This is a genomic window from Ferrigenium straubiae (assembly GCF_051257895.1).
GTDB lineage: Bacteria > Pseudomonadota > Gammaproteobacteria > Burkholderiales > Gallionellaceae > Gallionella > Gallionella straubiae.
Window position 1 is genome coordinate 484,929 of sequence record NZ_CP194331.1, and the last position, 17,842, is coordinate 502,770.

At 61.0% G+C, this 17,842-nt stretch carries 14 protein-coding genes; 8 read left to right on the top strand and 6 right to left on the bottom strand.

Translation table 11 applies throughout. The features are described from left to right. Nucleotides 1–14: 14 nt before the first annotated feature. On the bottom strand, nt 15–2,570 hold the full coding sequence (locus tag ACRRNM_RS02225; protein ID WP_435626621.1) for a [protein-PII] uridylyltransferase: 2,556 nt from the start codon (nt 2,568–2,570) through the stop codon (nt 15–17). Beyond that, entirely contained in the window at nt 2,542–3,336 is a 795-nt protein-coding gene (gene map, locus ACRRNM_RS02230; protein WP_435626622.1) for a type I methionyl aminopeptidase, read from the bottom strand. Before map ends, ACRRNM_RS02225 begins: the two co-directional genes overlap by 29 nt. Nucleotides 3,337–3,517: 181 nt before the next feature. Here map and ACRRNM_RS02235 point away from each other — a divergent pair, with 181 nt between their 5' ends. Beyond that, a complete protein-coding gene (locus tag ACRRNM_RS02235) occupies nt 3,518–3,868 on the top strand; it encodes a YMGG-like glycine zipper-containing protein (protein ID WP_435626623.1) in 351 nt (116 codons plus the stop codon). Between the two features lie 60 nt (nt 3,869–3,928). Here ACRRNM_RS02235 and ACRRNM_RS02240 read toward each other — a convergent pair whose 3' ends face one another. The 4 genes from ACRRNM_RS02240 to ACRRNM_RS02255 are packed head-to-tail and all read right to left on the bottom strand — an operon-like array spanning nt 3,929 to nt 8,479. Further along, the gene (locus ACRRNM_RS02240; RefSeq protein WP_435628625.1) at nt 3,929–5,149 is read right to left on the bottom strand and encodes an ABC transporter permease; all 1,221 of its coding nucleotides are present in this window, start codon (nt 5,147–5,149) and stop codon (nt 3,929–3,931) included. A 2-nt stretch (nt 5,150–5,151) separates the two neighbouring features. Then, entirely contained in the window at nt 5,152–5,859 is a 708-nt protein-coding gene (locus tag ACRRNM_RS02245) for an ABC transporter ATP-binding protein (RefSeq protein WP_435626624.1), read from the bottom strand. Beyond that, a complete protein-coding gene (locus ACRRNM_RS02250) occupies nt 5,859–7,058 on the bottom strand; it encodes an efflux RND transporter periplasmic adaptor subunit (RefSeq protein WP_435626625.1) in 1,200 nt (399 codons plus the stop codon). The genes ACRRNM_RS02245 and ACRRNM_RS02250 overlap by 1 nt, the downstream gene beginning before the upstream one ends. A gap of 8 nt (nt 7,059–7,066) precedes the next feature. Then, nucleotides 7,067–8,479 (bottom strand): TolC family protein, encoded by a 1,413-nt coding sequence (locus ACRRNM_RS02255; protein WP_435626626.1) that lies wholly within the window; start codon nt 8,477–8,479, stop codon nt 7,067–7,069. Between the two features lie 218 nt (nt 8,480–8,697). Here ACRRNM_RS02255 and ACRRNM_RS02260 point away from each other — a divergent pair, with 218 nt between their 5' ends. From ACRRNM_RS02260 to ACRRNM_RS02290, 7 genes are all read left to right on the top strand, one after another. After that, a complete protein-coding gene (locus ACRRNM_RS02260) occupies nt 8,698–10,971 on the top strand; it encodes a TonB-dependent receptor (RefSeq protein ID WP_435626627.1) in 2,274 nt (757 codons plus the stop codon). An 11-nt stretch (nt 10,972–10,982) separates the two neighbouring features. Continuing rightward, nucleotides 10,983–11,975 (top strand): hypothetical protein, encoded by a 993-nt coding sequence (locus tag ACRRNM_RS02265; protein ID WP_435626628.1) that lies wholly within the window; start codon nt 10,983–10,985, stop codon nt 11,973–11,975. A 1-nt stretch (nt 11,976) separates the two neighbouring features. Then, on the top strand, nt 11,977–13,029 hold the full coding sequence (locus ACRRNM_RS02270; RefSeq protein WP_435626629.1) for a 4Fe-4S binding protein: 1,053 nt from the start codon (nt 11,977–11,979) through the stop codon (nt 13,027–13,029). Beyond that, nucleotides 13,022–13,681: a sulfite exporter TauE/SafE family protein gene (locus ACRRNM_RS02275; RefSeq protein WP_435626630.1), complete on the top strand. Its 660-nt coding sequence runs from the start codon at nt 13,022–13,024 to the stop codon at nt 13,679–13,681. Before ACRRNM_RS02270 ends, ACRRNM_RS02275 begins: the two co-directional genes overlap by 8 nt. 203 nt (nt 13,682–13,884) lie before the next feature. After that, nucleotides 13,885–16,047: a TonB-dependent receptor gene (locus tag ACRRNM_RS02280; RefSeq protein ID WP_435626631.1), complete on the top strand. Its 2,163-nt coding sequence runs from the start codon at nt 13,885–13,887 to the stop codon at nt 16,045–16,047. A 57-nt stretch (nt 16,048–16,104) separates the two neighbouring features. After that, nucleotides 16,105–17,352, top strand: a complete 1,248-nt coding sequence (locus ACRRNM_RS02285; protein WP_435626632.1) for a sialidase family protein — start codon at nt 16,105–16,107, stop codon at nt 17,350–17,352. Beyond that, nucleotides 17,349–17,840 (top strand): TlpA family protein disulfide reductase, encoded by a 492-nt coding sequence (locus ACRRNM_RS02290; RefSeq protein WP_435626633.1) that lies wholly within the window; start codon nt 17,349–17,351, stop codon nt 17,838–17,840. The genes ACRRNM_RS02285 and ACRRNM_RS02290 overlap by 4 nt, the downstream gene beginning before the upstream one ends. Nucleotides 17,841–17,842 lie beyond the last annotated feature (2 nt).

Genomic DNA, 17,842 nt, shown 5'->3' on the forward strand with positions numbered 1-17,842 from the left:
GCCTCGGCGGTTTCTCAGTCTTTCAGCAGGGCGTTGCGCAGCGCCTCCGCCTGCTCAGGTTGAGCAAGCGCCGCGCCGCTGATCCAGAACACGTCCTCCGCCCGGCTCCCTAACGTGTTGATCTTGGCGCGGTGCAGGCGGATGTTGTGCCGGTCCAGCACCAGCGCGATGCGCGCGAGCAGGCCGGGACGATCCCCGGCAATCAGCGACAGCACGTGCATGCCCTTGTTGTCCGGTTTGATCTCGACCTCGGTTTCGATCGGGAAGTGCTTGAGCTGCCGGCTCACGCGCCCCGATGCGGCGTGCACGACCGGTTTGGCCTGCGCGATCTGCTGCGCCAACTCGAATTCGATGTAGGTCATGATGTCGCGGTAGGCCGTCTCGCCGCGCGCGGCCTCCATGATCTGGAAACTGTCCAGCGCGTAGCCGTGCCGCGTGGTGTGGATCTTGGCCTCGACGATGGTGTAGTTCATGCGTGCGAAAAAATTACAGATGCGCGCGAACAGCGCGCGCTGGTCGGGGCAGTACACCATGACCTGCAGACCTTCGCCGGCGCGGCTGATGCGCGCCTTCACGATGGGCGCGGCGGGGTTGACCTTGAAGGCCAGCAGGCGGGTGTGCCAGGCGATTTCCTGCGGGTCGTGATCGAGGAAATAGCTGTCGTCGAGCTGCGCCCACAGCAGCTGGTAGGCATCGGGCGTCAGCGCATAGAGGTTGAGCGCGTCGGCCGCCGCGCGGCGGATTTCGCCGAGCCGGTCGGCGACCTTGCCGTCGCTCAGGTAGCGGCGCGTCTGCCAGAACAGCTCCTCCAGCAGCTTGGCCTTCCATGCGTTCCAGATTTCCGGGTTGGTGGCGCGCACGTCCGCGACGGTCAGCAGGTACAGCGCGACGAGGTAGCGGTCGTTCCTGATCCTCGCGGCGAAATCCGCGATCACGTCGGGATCGGAGAGGTCCTGCTTCTGTGCGGTGGCGGAAAGGATGAGGTGGTTTTCCACCAGCCACACGATGAGGCGGGTGTCGGCATTGTTGATCTGGTGCTGCACGCAGAACGCGTGCGCATCCTTCCTGCCGAGCTGCGAATGGTCGCCGCCGCGCCCCTTGGCGATGTCGTGGAACAGCCCGGCGATATACAGCACCTCCGGGCGCGCGAATTCGCCCATCAGCCTGCTGCACAGCGGAATTTCCCCGGCGTATTCCGGTGCGGTGAAGCGGCGCAGGTTGCGCACCACCATCAGGATATGTTCGTCCACCGTGTAGACGTGGAACAGGTCGTGCTGCATCTGCCCGACAATGCGCCCGAAGGCGGGGAGGTAGCGGCCGAGGATGCCGTACTGGTTCATGCGCCGCAGCGCGTGCAGCACCCCATGCGGCTGGCGCAGAATTTCCATGAAGCACGAGCGGTTCGCCGGGCTGCGGCGGAATTCCGCATCGATGCGCCGCTGCGCGCGCCACAGCGCGCGCAGCGTTCTCGCACTCGGATCGCTCAGCTCGCCATGCTGCTCCATCAGCAGGAACAGTTCGAAGACCGCCTCGGGCGTATGTTCGAAGAGTTGCTCATCGCGGATATCCAGCCGCGTGCCGACCATCCTGAACCGGTCGTTCAGGATGCGCCGCACCGGCGTTTCGCCGAACAGGTAGTCGTGCAGGTTCTGCAGCATGATGGTGTTGAACTGGCGCACCGCGAGCTTGGTGCGGTAATAGCTCTGCATCAGGTGCTCGCTCGCGCGGCGGTTGGCCGAGGCGCGGATGTCCATCTGTTCGGCGAGCGGCGTCTGGAAGTCGAACAGCAGGCGGTCCTCATGCCGCTTGGCGAGGTAATGCAGGCGGATGCGCAGGGTCGCGAGCAGCGCGCTGTGGCGCGCGACCTGGCGTGCCTCGGCGGCAGTGAGCAGCCCGATTTGTGCGAGCTCGCTCCAGTGTGTGCCCAAGCCGGCCGCGCGCGCGATCCAGGTGACGGTCTGCAAGTCGCGCAGGCCGCCCGGGCTTTCCTTGAGGTTGGGTTCGAGGTTGTAGTCCGCCTCGGTATAACGCGCGTGGCGCCGCTGCTGCTCCTGCAGCTTGGCTAGATAGAAGGCGCGCAGGTCGAGGCGCTGTCGCACGCTGTCGCCCAACTCATTGAACAATTCCTTGTTGCCGCAGAGCAGGCGCGCTTCAAGAAGATTGGTCTGCACGGTGACGTCGGCTGATTCGATCAGACACTGCGCCACGGTGCGGACGCTGTGCCCGACTTCGAGCCCGATGTCCCACAATATTCCGACCAGTTCGTGCAACTGTTGCCGCAAGGCGTCATCCGGATCGGCATCCAGCAGGATCAGCAGGTCGATGTCCGATCTGGGGTAGAGCCTGCAGCGCGCGTAGCCGCCCACCGCCGCCAGCGCGATATGTTGCGGCATGGCGAGCTGCCGCCAGACGCGGCGCAGGTAGCGGTCGATCAGCCGGGTGTGCGCGGCGAGCAGGCGCGCCGCATTGTTGTGCTCCAGGAAGCTCTGCTCGAGTGCCGCGCGGTCGCCGCGCAACGACTCGCGCAGCGCGGCGATTTCGTCACGGGGATGGCGGGGGAGGGCAGCCATCGGAAACGGTCAGCACTTCGAAGCCGGTTTCGGTGACGAGGATGGTGTGTTCGTATTGCGCCGACAGGCTGTGATCCTTGGTGACTACCGTCCAGCCGTCGCCGAGCTGCTTGATGGCCGCCTTGCCGGCGTTGACCATCGGCTCGATGGTGAAGATCATGCCGGCTTCGAGCCGCGCGCCCGTGCGGGGGCGGCCGTAATGCAATACCTGCGGCTCTTCGTGGAAGAGCCTGCCGATGCCGTGGCCGCAGAATTCGCGCACCACGCTGTAGCCGAGCGGCTCGACGTAGCTCTGGATGGCATGGCCGATGTCGCCAAGGTATGCGCCCGGCCTGACCGCGCGGATGCCGCGCCACAGCGCCTCGTAAGTGGCTTCACATAGACGCCTGGCCTGGATCGACGGCTCGCCGACATAGAACATCCGGCTGCTGTCGCCGTGGTAATCGTCCTTGATGACGGTGATGTCCAGGTTGACGATGTCGCCGTTCTTGAGCGCCTTGTCGCCCGGCACGCCGTGGCAGACCTGGTGGTTGACCGAGGCGCAGATCGATTTGGGGTAGGGCGCATGCCCATGCGGTGCGTAATCGAGCGGGGCGGGAATGCCATGCTGCACGTTGACGATATAGTCGTGGCACAGCCTGTCCAGTTCGTTGGTCGTCACGCCCGCCTTGACGAACGGCGTGATGTAGTCAAGCACCTCGCTGGTCAGGCGGCCGGCGACGCGCATTTTTTCGATTTCCTGCAGGGTTTTGATGGTTATGGGCATGTGGTTTGTGCTGTTTTTGGTACGGCTTTCGGGATGACCGAGAATATCATGCGGTCCGGATTGCCGACAATCGGGATTGCAGGCAATCGCGAACTGGAACTAAACTAGCGCCGCGTTTGACCAAGCAGTGCAGCAATTCTTATGCAAGGGTCAAACCGGACAATCTCACATTGGAGGCAACATGAAAAAATCGTTAGCAATCGTCCTGTTTCTTTCTGCCAGCGTAAACGCCTATGCCGTGGATGGCGGCGCGGTGGTCGGCGGCGCAGTCGGCGGCGCGGCCGGTGCGGCAATCGGCCATAACATGGGCGGCAGGGATGGCGCGATCATAGGCGCGGCAATCGGGGGGGCGACCGGGGCGGCGGTCGGCAGCAGCAACAGTGCGCCCGCAGTTCAAACGGCTCCGGTGCGGCCGGTATCTACACGCAGCGTGGAGGATGACGATGAACACCGGCGTCACGACAACGGGCTGCATCTGGGGCAGCAGAAGGATAAGCACAAGAAAAAACGCGAACGGCGTAGCGAAGACTGATTGATCGGCTGACCTGATTCCGGGTAAACGAGAGGCACGGCAACGTGCCTCTCGTTTTTTTTATTGGTAGCGCAAGGCTTCGATCGGGTCGAGCTGCGCGGCCTTTTTCGCCGGATAGAAGCCGAAGAAGATGCCTACCGTCGCGGCCACGCCGAAAGCCACGACGGCCGAACTGCCCGAGATGATGACCATCGTGCCGGTCAGCGCGTTGACCAGCAGCGCGCCGCCGATTCCCAGCAGCAGGCCGATGAAGCAGCCGGCCAGCGAGATGATGATGGCCTCCAGCAGGAATTGCAGCAGGATGTCCTTTTCACGCGCGCCGATCGCCATGCGGATGCCGATCTCGCGGGTGCGCTCGGTCACCGAAACCAGCATGATGTTCATGATGCCGATGCCGCCTACCAGCAGCGAGACCGAGGCGATCGCGCCGAGCAGCAGCGACATGGTGCGCGTGCTTTCTGCGGCCGAATCGGCGGCGGCGGTAAGGTTGCGCAGAAAGAAGTCGTCATCCATGCCCTCGCGGATGCGGTGCCGCTGGCGCAACAGCTCGGTCATGGATTTTTCCACCGCCGGCATGGACTCCTGGGTGGTGGTCTGCACCATCATCATGCGCACCGACCCCGGAAACTGGGTGCCGAACACCTGGCGCTGCGCGGTGGTGAGCGGGATGATGATGCTGTCGTCCTGATCGCGCCCGTCCATGCCCTGGCCCTTGACCGCCAGGGTGCCGAGGATGACGAAGGGGCTTTGGCGGATGCGGATGGTCTTGCCGACCGGGTCCTCGTCGCCGAACAGGTTCTGCGCGGCGGTCTTGCCGATCAGCGCGACGCGCGTGGCGGAGCGCACGTCGGATGAGGTGAAAGCCGCCCCCGCAGTCACTTGCCAGGCACGCGCCTCAAGATAGTTGGGCGTGGTGCCGATGATGGAGGTATTCCAGTTGTTCGGCCCGTACACGACCTGCGCGTTGCCGGGGTGGATCGGCGCCGCTGTTTGCACGCCGGGCAGTTCGGCGATGGCCTCGGCATCGCCGACCGTCAGCGTGTAGTTACCGCCGCCGCCAGTGCGCACGCCGCCTACCGAGCGGCTGCCGGAGAGCAGGACGAACAGGTTGCTGCCCATCGCGCTGATGGTCTGCTTGATGGCATATTGCGCGCCTTGCCCGATGGACATCATCAGTACCACCGCGCCGACGCCGATCACCATGCCGAGCATGGTCAGCATGGTACGCAGCCGGTTGGCGCCCATCGCGCGCCAGGCTTCGCCGAGCATGGTAAACACCATGCTCATGCTGAGTGTTCCAGTTGCGGCGTCGGCTGGTCGCTGACGATGCGGCCATCATGGAACCTCACCTGGCGCTTTGCATGATGCGCGATATCCGCTTCGTGGGTGACCAGCACGATGGTGATGCCTTCGCGGTTGAGCGCCTCGAATAAAGCCATGATTTCCTCGCTGGTGTGGCTGTCGAGATTGCCGGTCGGCTCGTCGGCAAGCAGCAGGCGCGGGCGATTGACCAGCGCGCGGGCGATTGCGACACGCTGCTGCTGGCCGCCGGAAATCTTGTTGGGCATGGAGTCTGCCTTGTCTCCCAGCCCGACCCTGGCGAGCAGGTCGCGGGCGCGCCGCTGGCGTTCTTCGCGCTCCACCCCGCAATAGATCAGCGGCAAGGCGACATTGTCCAGCAGCGACATGCGCGGCAGCAGGTTGAAGCCCTGGAACACGAAACCGATGGTGCGATTGCGCAGCAGGGCCAGCTCATCCTTGCTCAGTTCCGCAACGCTGCGGCCATCCAGCGTGTAGCGTCCGGCAGTAGGCTTGTCGAGGCAGCCGAGGATGTTCATGAAAGTGGATTTTCCCGAGCCGGACGGGCCCATGATCGCGACGAATTCGCCGGCAGAGATGTCGAGGCTGACGTCTTTCAGCGCAGGGAACAAACCGGCAGAAGTCTCGTAGGACTTGTGCAGGTTTTCGATACGGATGACGGAATCCGCCATCAGAACATTCTCATGCGCATCGGCGTGCCGCTGGCCGCCGGAGCGCTGCCCGCCGCCTGTATTTCGCCGGTCACGACCTGATCGCCGGCCTTGAGGTCGCCGCCGGTGATTTCGGTATTGCGGCCATCGGTGATGCCGAGCGAGACATTGACGGGAACGAGTTCACCTTGTTCCAGCACGTACACCTTGCCGGTAAAAGCATCTTGCCTGGACGCCGCATTACCTTTCGGTAAGCCGCCGGGGTGGCCGTTGCCGCGCTTTGGGGTGTTGCCGTTGGCCGGCTTGAAGCGCAGCGCGGCATTGGGTACCAGCAACGCATCCTTGCGTTCGGCCACCGCGATGCTGACATAGGCGGTCATGCCGGGCAGCAGGATCTGCTCGGGATTGTCTACATTGACTACCACATCGTAGGTAACCACATTCTGCTGCGTGGTCGGGTTGAGGCGTATCTGCATGACCTCGCCCTGGAAGTTGCGCCCCGCGAAGGCATCCACGGTGAAGCGCACCGCCTGGCCGACGCGGATGCTGCCGACATCCGCCTCGGCGAAGTTGGCGTGAATCTGCATCTTGGACAAATCCTGCGCGATCTTGAACAACGTCGGGGTCTGCAGGCTGGCTGCGACGGTCTGGCCGATATCCACTGCACGGTCCACCACGACGCCGGATACCGGCGAGCGGATCACCGAATAGGCGAGGTTGGCGCTGTCTTTTTCCACCGCTGCGCGCGTCAGATGCAGTTGCGCCTCGGCAGCCTTTTTGGTCTGCACCGCAGTGTCCAGTTCCTGCCGCGAAACATATTCCTGCGCGAAGAGGCTGCGCATGCGCGCCTCGTTGGCCGTAGCCAGTTCCAGCGAGGCGGTGGCGCTCTGCACGTTGGCCTGGCTCTGCTTCTGTTGTGCGGCGAGCAGGGCGTCGTCCAGTTCCAGCAATACCTGGCCTTTTTCCACCTTGCTGTTGAAGTCCACATACAGCTTTTTCACCGTGCCGGAGACTTGTGTGCCGACATTGACCAGCGTTACCGGATTGATTGTGCCGTTGGCGGAAACGGTCTGGGTGATGTCGCCTTTTTCCACGGTCTGCAGGCGGTATTGCTGTTCCGGCGCAACCAGGGCTACCTGCCGGTAGGTGGCGATACCTGCGGTGGCGACGGCAATGGCAATGAAGAACAGGGCGATGGGAGAACGCAATATTTTTTTCATGGCTGGTTTTATTTCTGTTGGGGATTCGCGCCGGCCTGCCGGCTGCCATCGGACAGTTCCTGCAGCAGGCCTGCATCCAGGCTGCCCATGGCTTGGGCGAGCGCGGCGCGGTTGATGTTCCAGTTATACGTGGACTGTATGCGCTGCTGGCGCGCGCTGGCCAGGGCGCTTTGCGCATTCAGCACATCCAGGATGTTGCCCACGCCGGCCTTGTAGCGGCCGAGCGCGACGCGTTCCGATTGCTCGGCGCTGTTCAGCAGATCGGCAGTGGTGCGCAGGGATTGCGTAGCGGTGACGAGGTTCTGGTAGGCCGTCCATACATCCATGGCCACCTGCAGACGCACGCGCTCCATGCGTGCCTTCTGGGTTTCCACTTGGGCTTCGGCGGCGCGTATCCGGTAGGTCGGCGCAAATCCTGTGAATAACGGCACGCTCGCGCTCAGGCCGACCGTCGAGCCCCGGGAAGTGATGCCCGAACTGTCTGTTTGGTTTTTTGATGCGGTCAGCGAGATCGACGGTTTGCCTGCCGAGCGTGCCGCATCGGCGCTGGCCTCGGCGGCTTTTACCTGTGCTTCGGCGGCCTGCAGATCGGGGCGGCGCAGCCTGGCCTCCTCGATCAGCATATTCACGTCGCGGTCGAAGCTTGCAGGGGTGGTCGCAATATTCGCCGTCTCCAATGCGATATTCCTGTGGGCATCCAGCCCGATGATGTTCGCCAAGCTGCCCCTCGCGTTTTTCAGGCCGCCGTCCGCGGTGATGCGGTTCAGGGTGGACTGCGAGTAGGCGGTCTGCGCCTGCAGCTTGTCGGCAGGCGTGGCGACGCCGGTGGTATAGCGCGCCTCGGCGGCGGTGAAGCTTTCTTTCGATGCGCGTTCCGATTCGAGAGCGGCATTCAGCGCGGCCTGTGTTGCCTGCACCTGGTAGAAGGATTGCACCGCCTGCAGAAAGACGGTCTGTACCGTGCTGTCCTGCGTGGCATTGGCGGCGGAGAGCAACTGGCGCGCATTTTCCAGACTGGCGGCGCGCGCACCGAAGTCATACAACAAATAGGAAAGGGTCAGGCCATAGCTACGCTGGCTCGTGCCGGGCGAAATGCGATTGCCGGAAGCGCTCAGGCTGAGGCCGGGCAGATAGCTCCCCTTGCTCACGCCGACCTGCGCCGCCTGCGCACGCGCGCTCGCCCATACCTCGCGGGTCTGCGGGTTGTTGCACAGCGCGAGATTGACCACCTCCAGCAAGCCGAGCGCGCCGGCCGGCGTGGCCTCCGCGCAGGGATCGCCGGCTGCGCCGCCCGGGCGCAACGCGGGCTTGAGCGGCAACATCGCTTCCGTGTCGAACGGATCGAGAGCTGTTTCGGCCAGCGCCAGATTGCTCCACAGACAGAGCAGGGCGCAAGCGTAAGGTATCGGATGAGGGCGCATGAACGGGAAATTGGATTTTCTTTTTTCCAGTATAGCGGCTCAGCATTGCCTCTACCGGATTTTTTGTAAGAAATTGTATTCGCCATAAGCCACGTGGATACAGGGGTGCGACATTTTGACGCGCGGCAATATGTCACATTCCCAAGTTGATTACTCAACTTTAGAATTCGCCCGCTTCAAGTTTTTCACAATAACGATCGATTCGAGGAGAGGGCAGGATGAAAGGCAAACAGGTATTTGCATTAAGCGTGATCTCGCTGGCAGTCAGCCAGGCGGTGTATGCCGAGCCAGGCGTGTTGCCGGAGGTCAGCGTGACTTCCACGACGATCGATGATCGTTTCACCAGCAAGCGCAGCGAACCAGCAAGTGTTCATGACATCAGTGCGCAGGTGGTAGATGAAAAACGCCCCGAAAATATGATAGAGCTTCTCCGCACGATTCCAGGCGTTACTGCTGATCTTTCGTCCGGTGACGAAATCAAGATCAAGCTGCGCGGCGTCGAGAATCAGCGCTACATGGGTGAAAAGCCCGGTGTGGCCATCGTGATTGACGGTGTGCCGGTATTCGAGCGCACCGGTAAGGTCAACATCGATCTCGATAATATTCAATCGATCAAGGTCATCAAGGGTGGTGCATCGTATCTGTTTGGCGACGATGGGCTCGCCGGGGCTGTCATCATCACCACCAAGCGTGGCGCGAAATACAAGGGGTTCACCGTTGCTGCCGACGCCGGTTCATGGAATTACACTCGTCAGCTGGCGCGCGCCGGCTTTGCGGGTGATTGGGGCAGTGGTCACATACAGGCATCACATCGGGCAGGTGATGATTACTACTGGCAATCGAACTACAAAACAGACGCCGTCGATGGTAATGCGCGTATTTTCCTCAGCGACGCTTCAGATTTGACTTTGGGTTTTGAAAAATCCGACCGTATTAAGGACAAACATGGCAACGTGAAGGGCGCAACGCAGGCCGCGCTGGATCCACAAGGCACCATTGGTCGTGACTATACGCGCAAGTACGATGTTAACCTGCAAAAAATATATGCAACCTACTCGAATGACCTTTCCGAGCGCAGCAACGTTCTGGCGACGGTATATGAATACCGTGATCATACGATTTTCTGGTCTGCCCCGCAGAACGTGACTGGCACCAATCCGGCGATACAGCTTTCCCCTAACACTCCTGGGTATCAAGAGCTCTACACATTAAACAACGACTACCGTCAAACCCAGCGCGGTGTGAAAGGAGAATGGCGGTCGTCTGCGGATAATGTTGGCTGGCTGGCTGGCTTGGATATGCGCCAGAACGAATATGTCAATTTTACCAGCGCAAAGGTGACTTACTGCTCAAAAACAGGACAATGCCCGAAAACTGGAGCCAACCCTACGCTTTTGGTTACAGCCGGGACTACGTTTACTGATAATAAAACCAAGGAGGCAGTGAATGCACTCTACGGCGAATTCAAGTTCCAGCCTACGTCGCAATGGACGTTGACCATGAACGGGCGTTACGACGATATCAAATTGGATTTCACCTCAGGGAGGACGAATGAAATTACAGTTCCATTCAGTCGTAGCAAGGGCTTTGGTGTTTCCTCCTGGCGTGGTGGCGCGAATTATGCCGTCAACGAGAATACAAATCTCTTTGGCAACATTTCGACCGGTTTTCGTGCGCCAACCGCGGACCAACTCTTTAACGGAACCCTCTCGCCTGCTGGCGGCAAGACGCTCAACAACGAAAACCTGAAGCCGGAAGAGTCTCTGAACCTCGAACTTGGGGCGCGGGCAAAGAGTACATTTTTCGGCGTAGCGGCAGATATTGAAACGGCTATTTTCCAGATCGAGCGCAAGAATTTCATTCTCGATGTTAATGGTCAATACAGCACCAACACAGCGGCAGCGCAGCAGATGTACGACAACATCGGTGGCGTCAGGAATCGTGGCTTCGAACTGTCGCTGAAAACAGACCGCAAGCGCATCTTCACCCTGGATACGGCCTACAGCTATATCAAGGCGGAATTCACGAGGTACGACAATTTCGGCCTGACGCTTGGCAGTCCATATGCACCGAATCCAAATATCAGGTACTACAACAACACCGGCAAGGATGTGCCGCGCGTGCCGCATCATCAGTTGAACATGAGCTTCGGCTGGCAGCCGGCCGAGCCTTTCCGCCTGGCGCTGGAAATGGATGCGAAATCCTGGTCATGGGCCGACGAGATCAACCAGGAGAAATGGGCAGGACGCACCCTTTTTAACTTGGCCGCCAACTACGATATCCGGGAAAAGGGGCTGCTGGGCGCGAAGTGGTCGCTGTTCGCGCGCGTGAACAATTTACTCGACAAGCGTTACTGGTCGGCCGCACGAGGCACAGGCGATTCTGCGAATTACCGCACTGGCGCCTACAGTGGCACCTATGACACCGAAGATTTGTCTATCATCGTCGGCAAACCGAGGAGCTATACCGCCGGCCTGACGTTGAGCTTCTAAGGGAGAATGTCATGCAGAAAAAAACTTTACTGAATGCGATGCTCCTGGCCGCATCGCTGGCACTCCCGTCATGGGCGCTTGCCGCGGCAAGCGCGCCGGCGGCAACGCAGCAGGGCATGGCGGCCGGGGAACACGCCGGACATGGGGAGCCTGCCGGAGTGGCGGCGGGCAGGGGCGGCATGGCGGGAGGGGCGGGCAGGCCCGCATCGTGGACGTCGTTCCCCACCTTGAAAGCCAGGATGGGCGGCGAAGGCCGCGACCGCAGGATGGTTACGATCATTCCGCAGAACATCGTTGCAAGCAGCATCGATGCCTACTCCAACAACACCAAGGATGAAAAGGGGCACCGCCGGCTTCCGCTGGAGATGGCGGGCGCGAGGCTGGACAAACCTGCGGCCGGCGGCTTCCACTGGCTGGCCGCACGCGAGGAGCAGGGCGGACAGGTGAAGGTGGCTTCCACCGTGCATTTCTTCACCGGCTCCGGCGCCAAGACTCCGACGGCGATGTTCATGCAGCCGAAGCATGAGCTGGAGATCATTCCGCGGCCTTTCCCGCGCGAGCATTCACGCTATCGCGCCAACGAGGACTGGAAGTTCCTGGTGCGCTTCAACGGCAAGCCGCTGGCGAGCCAGAAGGTGAATCTGGAAACCGCGAATGGCACCAGGGCCGAGTTGCTCAGCGATGCGCAGGGTATGATCACGGTTCGCGTTCCGGATGACTTCAAGGCGGAAGCCCCGCAAAAAACTGCGGGCAGTTACGGGCGGCGTGGTTCGGATTTCGTGCTGGCAACTGAGCACGCGGAGAGCGGCAAGACCTACCTGACCGCCTTCAACGCCGGTTACGGCACGGATGCGTTCTACCAGCGCGATCTTGCGATGGGGTTGGGGTTCACCTTGCTTGGCATGATTGGTGCCGTGCCGCTGCTGCGGCAGCGCAAGGATGCGAAGCAGAAGGCCGACGCCAAACCGGCAGCGACTGAAACCGCCAACAACAAGGATGCCTGACATGTTGAAATCCATTTTTCCGACGCTGACGCGTTTCCGCTTCACCATCCAGCTCCTCATGCTGTTCGTCACCGTTTACGGCGGCGTGCTGCTGGGCAGCTATGTCAGCGACCGCGTTTCGCAGGCGCTGCCCTCGCTGGCCTGCGCATTCGACAAACAGACCGGCGACCAATGCATCCTGATCGTCAACCAGCACCAGTTGCATCACCGCATCGGCGAGGCGCTGGTCAAGGCACAGGAGCTAACCTATACGGTATTCATCCCGACGCTGGTCTCGGTGGCCACCTTCTTTGCCTTCTTCTTTTTCCTCAACAAGGCGTTCTGCGGCTGGGTCTGCCCGATGGGCACGGTGCAGGAGATCGTCTACCGCATCGGCAGGAGGCTGGGCAGGCCGCTGCACCGCTTCTCGCCGGGCAATGTCGGCCGGGTGCGCCCGGTGAAGTGGCTGATGCTGCTGGTACTGGTGCTCGGCCTGCCGCTGCTGGCCGGCATGGGTACCGTACCCAATGAACTGGGCGATCCCTATTGCCAGGTATGCCCCTCGCGCATCGCCACCACGCTGCTGACCGCCGACACCGAGCAGATCGCGCTGCGCACTTCGACGGGCGTCAACTTCTTCCTCGGTGCGCTGGGCAATGCGTTGTTCGGTTTCGTCATCATCGCCGCGCTCGCGGTGCGCCAGCCGTTCTGCCGCATCTGTCCGCTGCTGTCGTGGAATGCGCTGTTCCAGAGGCTCTCGCCGATGCAACTGGTGAAGAAGCAGAATGACAAATGCGACAAATGCAGCGTCTGCGAAAAGGCCTGCCCGATGGACATCCACGAGATCGGCCGGGAGCACGGCAAAAAAGCATTCCACGAGGACTGCACCATGTGCGGCCGCTGCGTCGAATACTGCCCGGACGACGACGTGATCCAGATCAAGTTCTTCGGCGTCCCCCTGTTCAAGTCATCACGCGAGGCTTACAAGCAGCGCGTGAAGCTGGAGACCCCGGAAGGCTTGCCGAAGAACAAGGTGATCTGGCTGGCGCAGTCGAAGGAGAACCCGCATGGATGATTTCTTCAACCCGGCGCTGATCCCGCAGGAGACCACGCTGTTCGCCGTCTGGCTGCTCGGCCTGTCGCTCGGGCTGACGGCCTGCACCGTTACCTGCCTGCCGTTCATGGGCACCTGGGTGCTGGGGCGCGGCGGTTCGCAAACCCAGGCGCTGTATGACACGGCCATGTTCGTGGCGGGGCGCATCGTCGCCTACACCATGCTCGGCGCGATCGCCGGCGGGGCTGGGGTGTGGCTGTCCGAAGCGATGCGCGGCGGAACCGGCAACCTGGTGATCGGGCTCGCTTCCATCGCGGCAGGCATCTGGCTGCTGCGCGCCGAAAAGCCGCACTCCCCGTGCGGCACGGTGCGCCGTGCGGGTACCACGCCGCCGCTGCTTATGGGCTTCTCGCTGAGCCTCACCCCCTGCGCGCCGCTGGCCTCGCTGCTTGCGGTGTGCGCCGCGGCGGGGAGCGTGAGGATGGGCATGACCAACGGCATGATGTTCGGCCTGGGTGCGGCGCTGACCCCGCTCCTGATCCTGCTGCCGCTGATCAGCCTGCTCGGCAAGAACCTGCGCGACAACCGCGAATGGATCACGCGCTGGATCCGCTGGGGCGCGGCGGCGGTGCTGATCCTGCTCGGGTTGCGGAGACTGCTGCTGGTGCTCTGAGATGGCGCGATTGCGGGCTTTTCGAGGGATTGCGGCATTTTGTGGCTACGGCATAACCTGAAGGTTAGCCTCCACCGCAAAATGCCGCACCAGAGGGTGCGGCATTTTGTCGCATCCCCAAGCGGGCTTTTTGTCTGTAGTATTCCCATGGCTGTTTGAAGTCCATAAAAATTATTATCTAGGCAACTTGGGAGAGGGTAAGCATGAAAAGGCAGAAAATCGGCCGCGGAAAACTATTCGCGTTGAGTTGTATTTACGTGAGCATCGCCAATGCGGCGTTTGCTGCGGATGAACCTTCGCAACTCGGCGAGGTGACCGTCACCGGAACCCGCGAAGCGACGCCCTTGACGGAAACGTCGGCTGCGATCGGCATCATCAAGCAGAAGGACATCAAGCTTACCGGTCCGTCCCATCCTCAGCAGATCCTCGGGCAAATTCCGGGCGTGGCCATCAACGTCACGAATGGCGAAGGCCACACGACCGGTATCCGCCAGAAAATCGGGACAGACCCAGTATACCTCTATTTGGAGGACGGCATTCCCATCCGCGCCACCGGCTTTTTCAACCACAACGCCCTGTATGAGGTCAATATCCCGTCGGCTGGCGGCGTAGAGGTAGTCAAGGGCATCGGTTCGGCGCTTTACGGTTCCGATGCAATCGGCGGAACCATAAACATTCTGAGCAACCAGCCCACTCGGCAGAGCGGTGCCGGGCTTTCCGTCGAGGCGGGAAACTACGGCTGGTATCGTTTGCTGGGGAATGCCAATACAGGGCAGAAGGAAATGGGCGCACTGCGCGCCGACGTGAATGTCTCGCACACCGACGGCTGGCGCGTGAAAACCGCATATGACCGGCTGAGCGGCAACCTGCGCTGGGATTATGCGCCTGATGGAGAATCGGTGTTCAAGACCATCCTGGGGTTCAGCAAGATCGATCAGCAGACCGGGGCAAATTCGGCGTTGACTCCGTTTGAATACCAGAACACCCCGACCGTGAACGCGCGTTCCGTCGCCTACCGCAAGGTCGATGCGTTGCGGCTTTCGACCAATCTGGACAAGGATATCGGCGATAACACGCTGGTTTCCATTACTCCCTATTTCCGCTACAACTCCATGAACCTCAACGGCTCATACAACTTCAGTACCGCCGCGACCGGCGATCCGCGGGTTGAAAAGACCACGGTCACCTCGCTGGGGCTGCTGACAAAATGGCGCAAGGATCTTCCCGGTTCAATGCGCACGCGCGTCGTCGCCGGTTTCGATTACGACTACAGCCCGGGAAAGCGCACCGAGGATGCCATCAGCTTCGCCGCTCCGGGCTGCACGGTGGCCGGCACGGCAACGAGGAGCCAGCAGTTTAATTGCTACACGGTGGGGCCGCGTATTTACGATTACGAGGTGATTTACCAGAGCGCATCGCCCTATGTCCACACCGAATTTTCCCCTGTCGAGAAGCTGCGCGTGACGGCTGCGGTACGCTATGACACGATGAGCTACAAGATGACCAACAATCTGGCAGCGGGCGACCTAGCCAACGGCGCCAAGCATTATTGGCAGAACGCAAGCGGTTCGCGGTCATTCTCGAAGGCTACCCCGAAGATCGGATTGGCCTTTGCTCTGACGCCCTCGACCCATCTTCATGCTTCCTATAATCAGGGGTTCCGCGCACCGGGTGAAAGCAACCTGTTCAGGGTCGGCCACGATACGACGCTGGCCTTGGGCAGGACCAAGGCAGCAGACGCGCTGCAGCTCAAACCCATCAAGGCGGATCAGTATGAAGTCGGCGTGCGCGGCGATGCAATCGGCTGGAATTATGACCTGATCTACTACGTCCTCAAAAAACGCGACGACATCCTCAATCAGCGCGACGCCCTCAACCAGACTACTATTTCCAGCAATAACGGCAGCACCGAACATCGCGGCATCGAGCTGGGTCTGGGCAAGTCCCTGGCGGATCAATTGCGCCTCGATATTGCCTATTCGTATGCGCAGCATACCTATGTCAGCTGGATTACCAACCAGTTTACCGGCGCAAACAACAATGGTAAGGATATCGAATCGGCACCGCACCTGATTGCCAACACACGACTGACATGGAGTCCGACGGCGGCCGCTACTGCCCAGTTCGAATGGGTAAAGACGGGTGCCTACTGGCTTGACGCGGCCAACACCGGCAAATACAACGGGCATGACTTGTACAACCTGCGTGCCGATTACAAGGTGGAGAAGGACCTCTCGCTGTTCGGCAGAATCATCAATCTGTCCAACACGCGCTACGCTGATAGTGCGGCCGGCACAGGTGCCGCGCCCACCCTCTCTCCGGGGTTGCCGCGCACCATTTATGCCGGCATCGAGATTAAGTGGTAAATAAGCGTGGCGGCGGCCTCCGGGTTGCCGCCTTCGATCCTGTTATATGATGCGGGTATGAACAAGTTAACCATTGCACTTCTCTTTGCCGCTGCGCTGGCCGCCTGTCCGGCATCGGCTGCCGAGCACGCCAGCCATGCCAAGCCCGGCGTGGCGGCCCCGGCGGCTGCGCCTGTCGACATGGAAAAACGTTGGAAAGAGGCGCTCGCCAAACCGTCGCTCGCCGTTACCGGGGCTTTCGACGAGAAGGGGCGCCTGTGGCTGGCCGCGATCCGCGGGCAGCATGTGTACGTCAGTTATTCCGACGACCATGGCGCCACCCAGAGCGTCCCGGTCAAGGTCAATGCCGAGCCCGAGAGCATCCTCGGCGACGGCGAGAATCGTCCCAAGATCATCGTGCGCAAAGGGGTGATTTACATCTCCTACACGCAGGGATTGGCGAAGCCCATGACCGGCGATATCCGTTTCAGCCGCTCGACCGATGGCGGGAAAAGCTTTTCCGCGCCGATCACCGTCAACGATAACCGCGACATCATCAGCCATCGCTTCGATTCCATGGCGGTGAATGGCAAGGGACATGTTTACATCGCCTGGCTCGACAAGCGCGACCAGGGTGCTGCGGAGAAAAGAGGGGAGAAATACAACGGCTCGGCCATCTACTATGCGATGTCGGACGGCGGCGGGGCGAGCTTCCGGCGCAACGTCAAGATCGCCGATCACGTCTGCGAATGCTGCCGCACGGCCATGGTCGTGGACACCGACGATTATCCCGTGGTCGCATGGCGCCACATCTACGACACCAACATCCGCGACCATGCGCTGGTCAAGCTGGACGGTAAGATGGCTCCCGTGCGAGTCAGCCACGAAAACTGGAACATCGCTGCGTGCCCGCATCACGGGCCATCGCTCTCCATCGCTGCGGACGGCATTTATCACGCCACCTGGTTCAGCAATGCGCCGGGGTACCAAGGCCTGTTCTATGCGCACTCGGACGACCGGGGCAAGACTTTTTCTGCTCCGTTGCACTTCGGCAATCCCGAGGCGCAGCCGGCGCACCCTTACGTATTGAGCCTCGGTGGCCGCGTCTATCTCGCGTGGAAGGAATTCGACGGCGAGAACACCGCCATCCTCGGGATGCATTCAGAGGATGGAGGGAAGTCGTGGTCCGCACCGGAAAAACTGGCGGGCACCTCCGAGGTATCGGACTGGCCGATGCTGATCGGCGAGAGCGGCAGGGCTTATTTGTCCTGGAACACCAGGAACGAAGGCTACCGCCTGATCGAAATAGGCGGCGGGCACAAGTGAGGCGGCTTGGCTTTCTGGTAGCGCTGTGCTCCGCTTTATTCTCTTCCGCTCCGGCGCAGGCCGCGCAGGAAATCAAGCCGTTCGTCCGCGGCAGTTACCAGCAGATTGTTGCCGCGCAGCAGGGCAAGCCCTTCATCGTCAACTTCTGGTCGCTGACCTGCAATTACTGCATGGTCGAACTGGCCATGCTCAAGAAGCTGGTGAAAAAATATCCAAAGCTCGATCTGGTGCTGGTCTCCACCGATACGCCGGAAGAAGAAAAAGAGATTGCCGCCACACTCGCAAAGTTTTCTCTGAAGAAGGCGGAGGCCTGGGTATTTGCCGACGACTATACCGAGCGCCTGCGTTTCGAGGTGGACAGGAAGTGGCAGGGTGAATTGCCGCGCACCTATTTCTTCAGCCCTGGAAAGGAAGCAGCAGGCATCAGCGGCAAGCTCGAATACAGGGAAGTGGAGCAATGGGTCAAAGAACAATATGCTGTGAGATGACG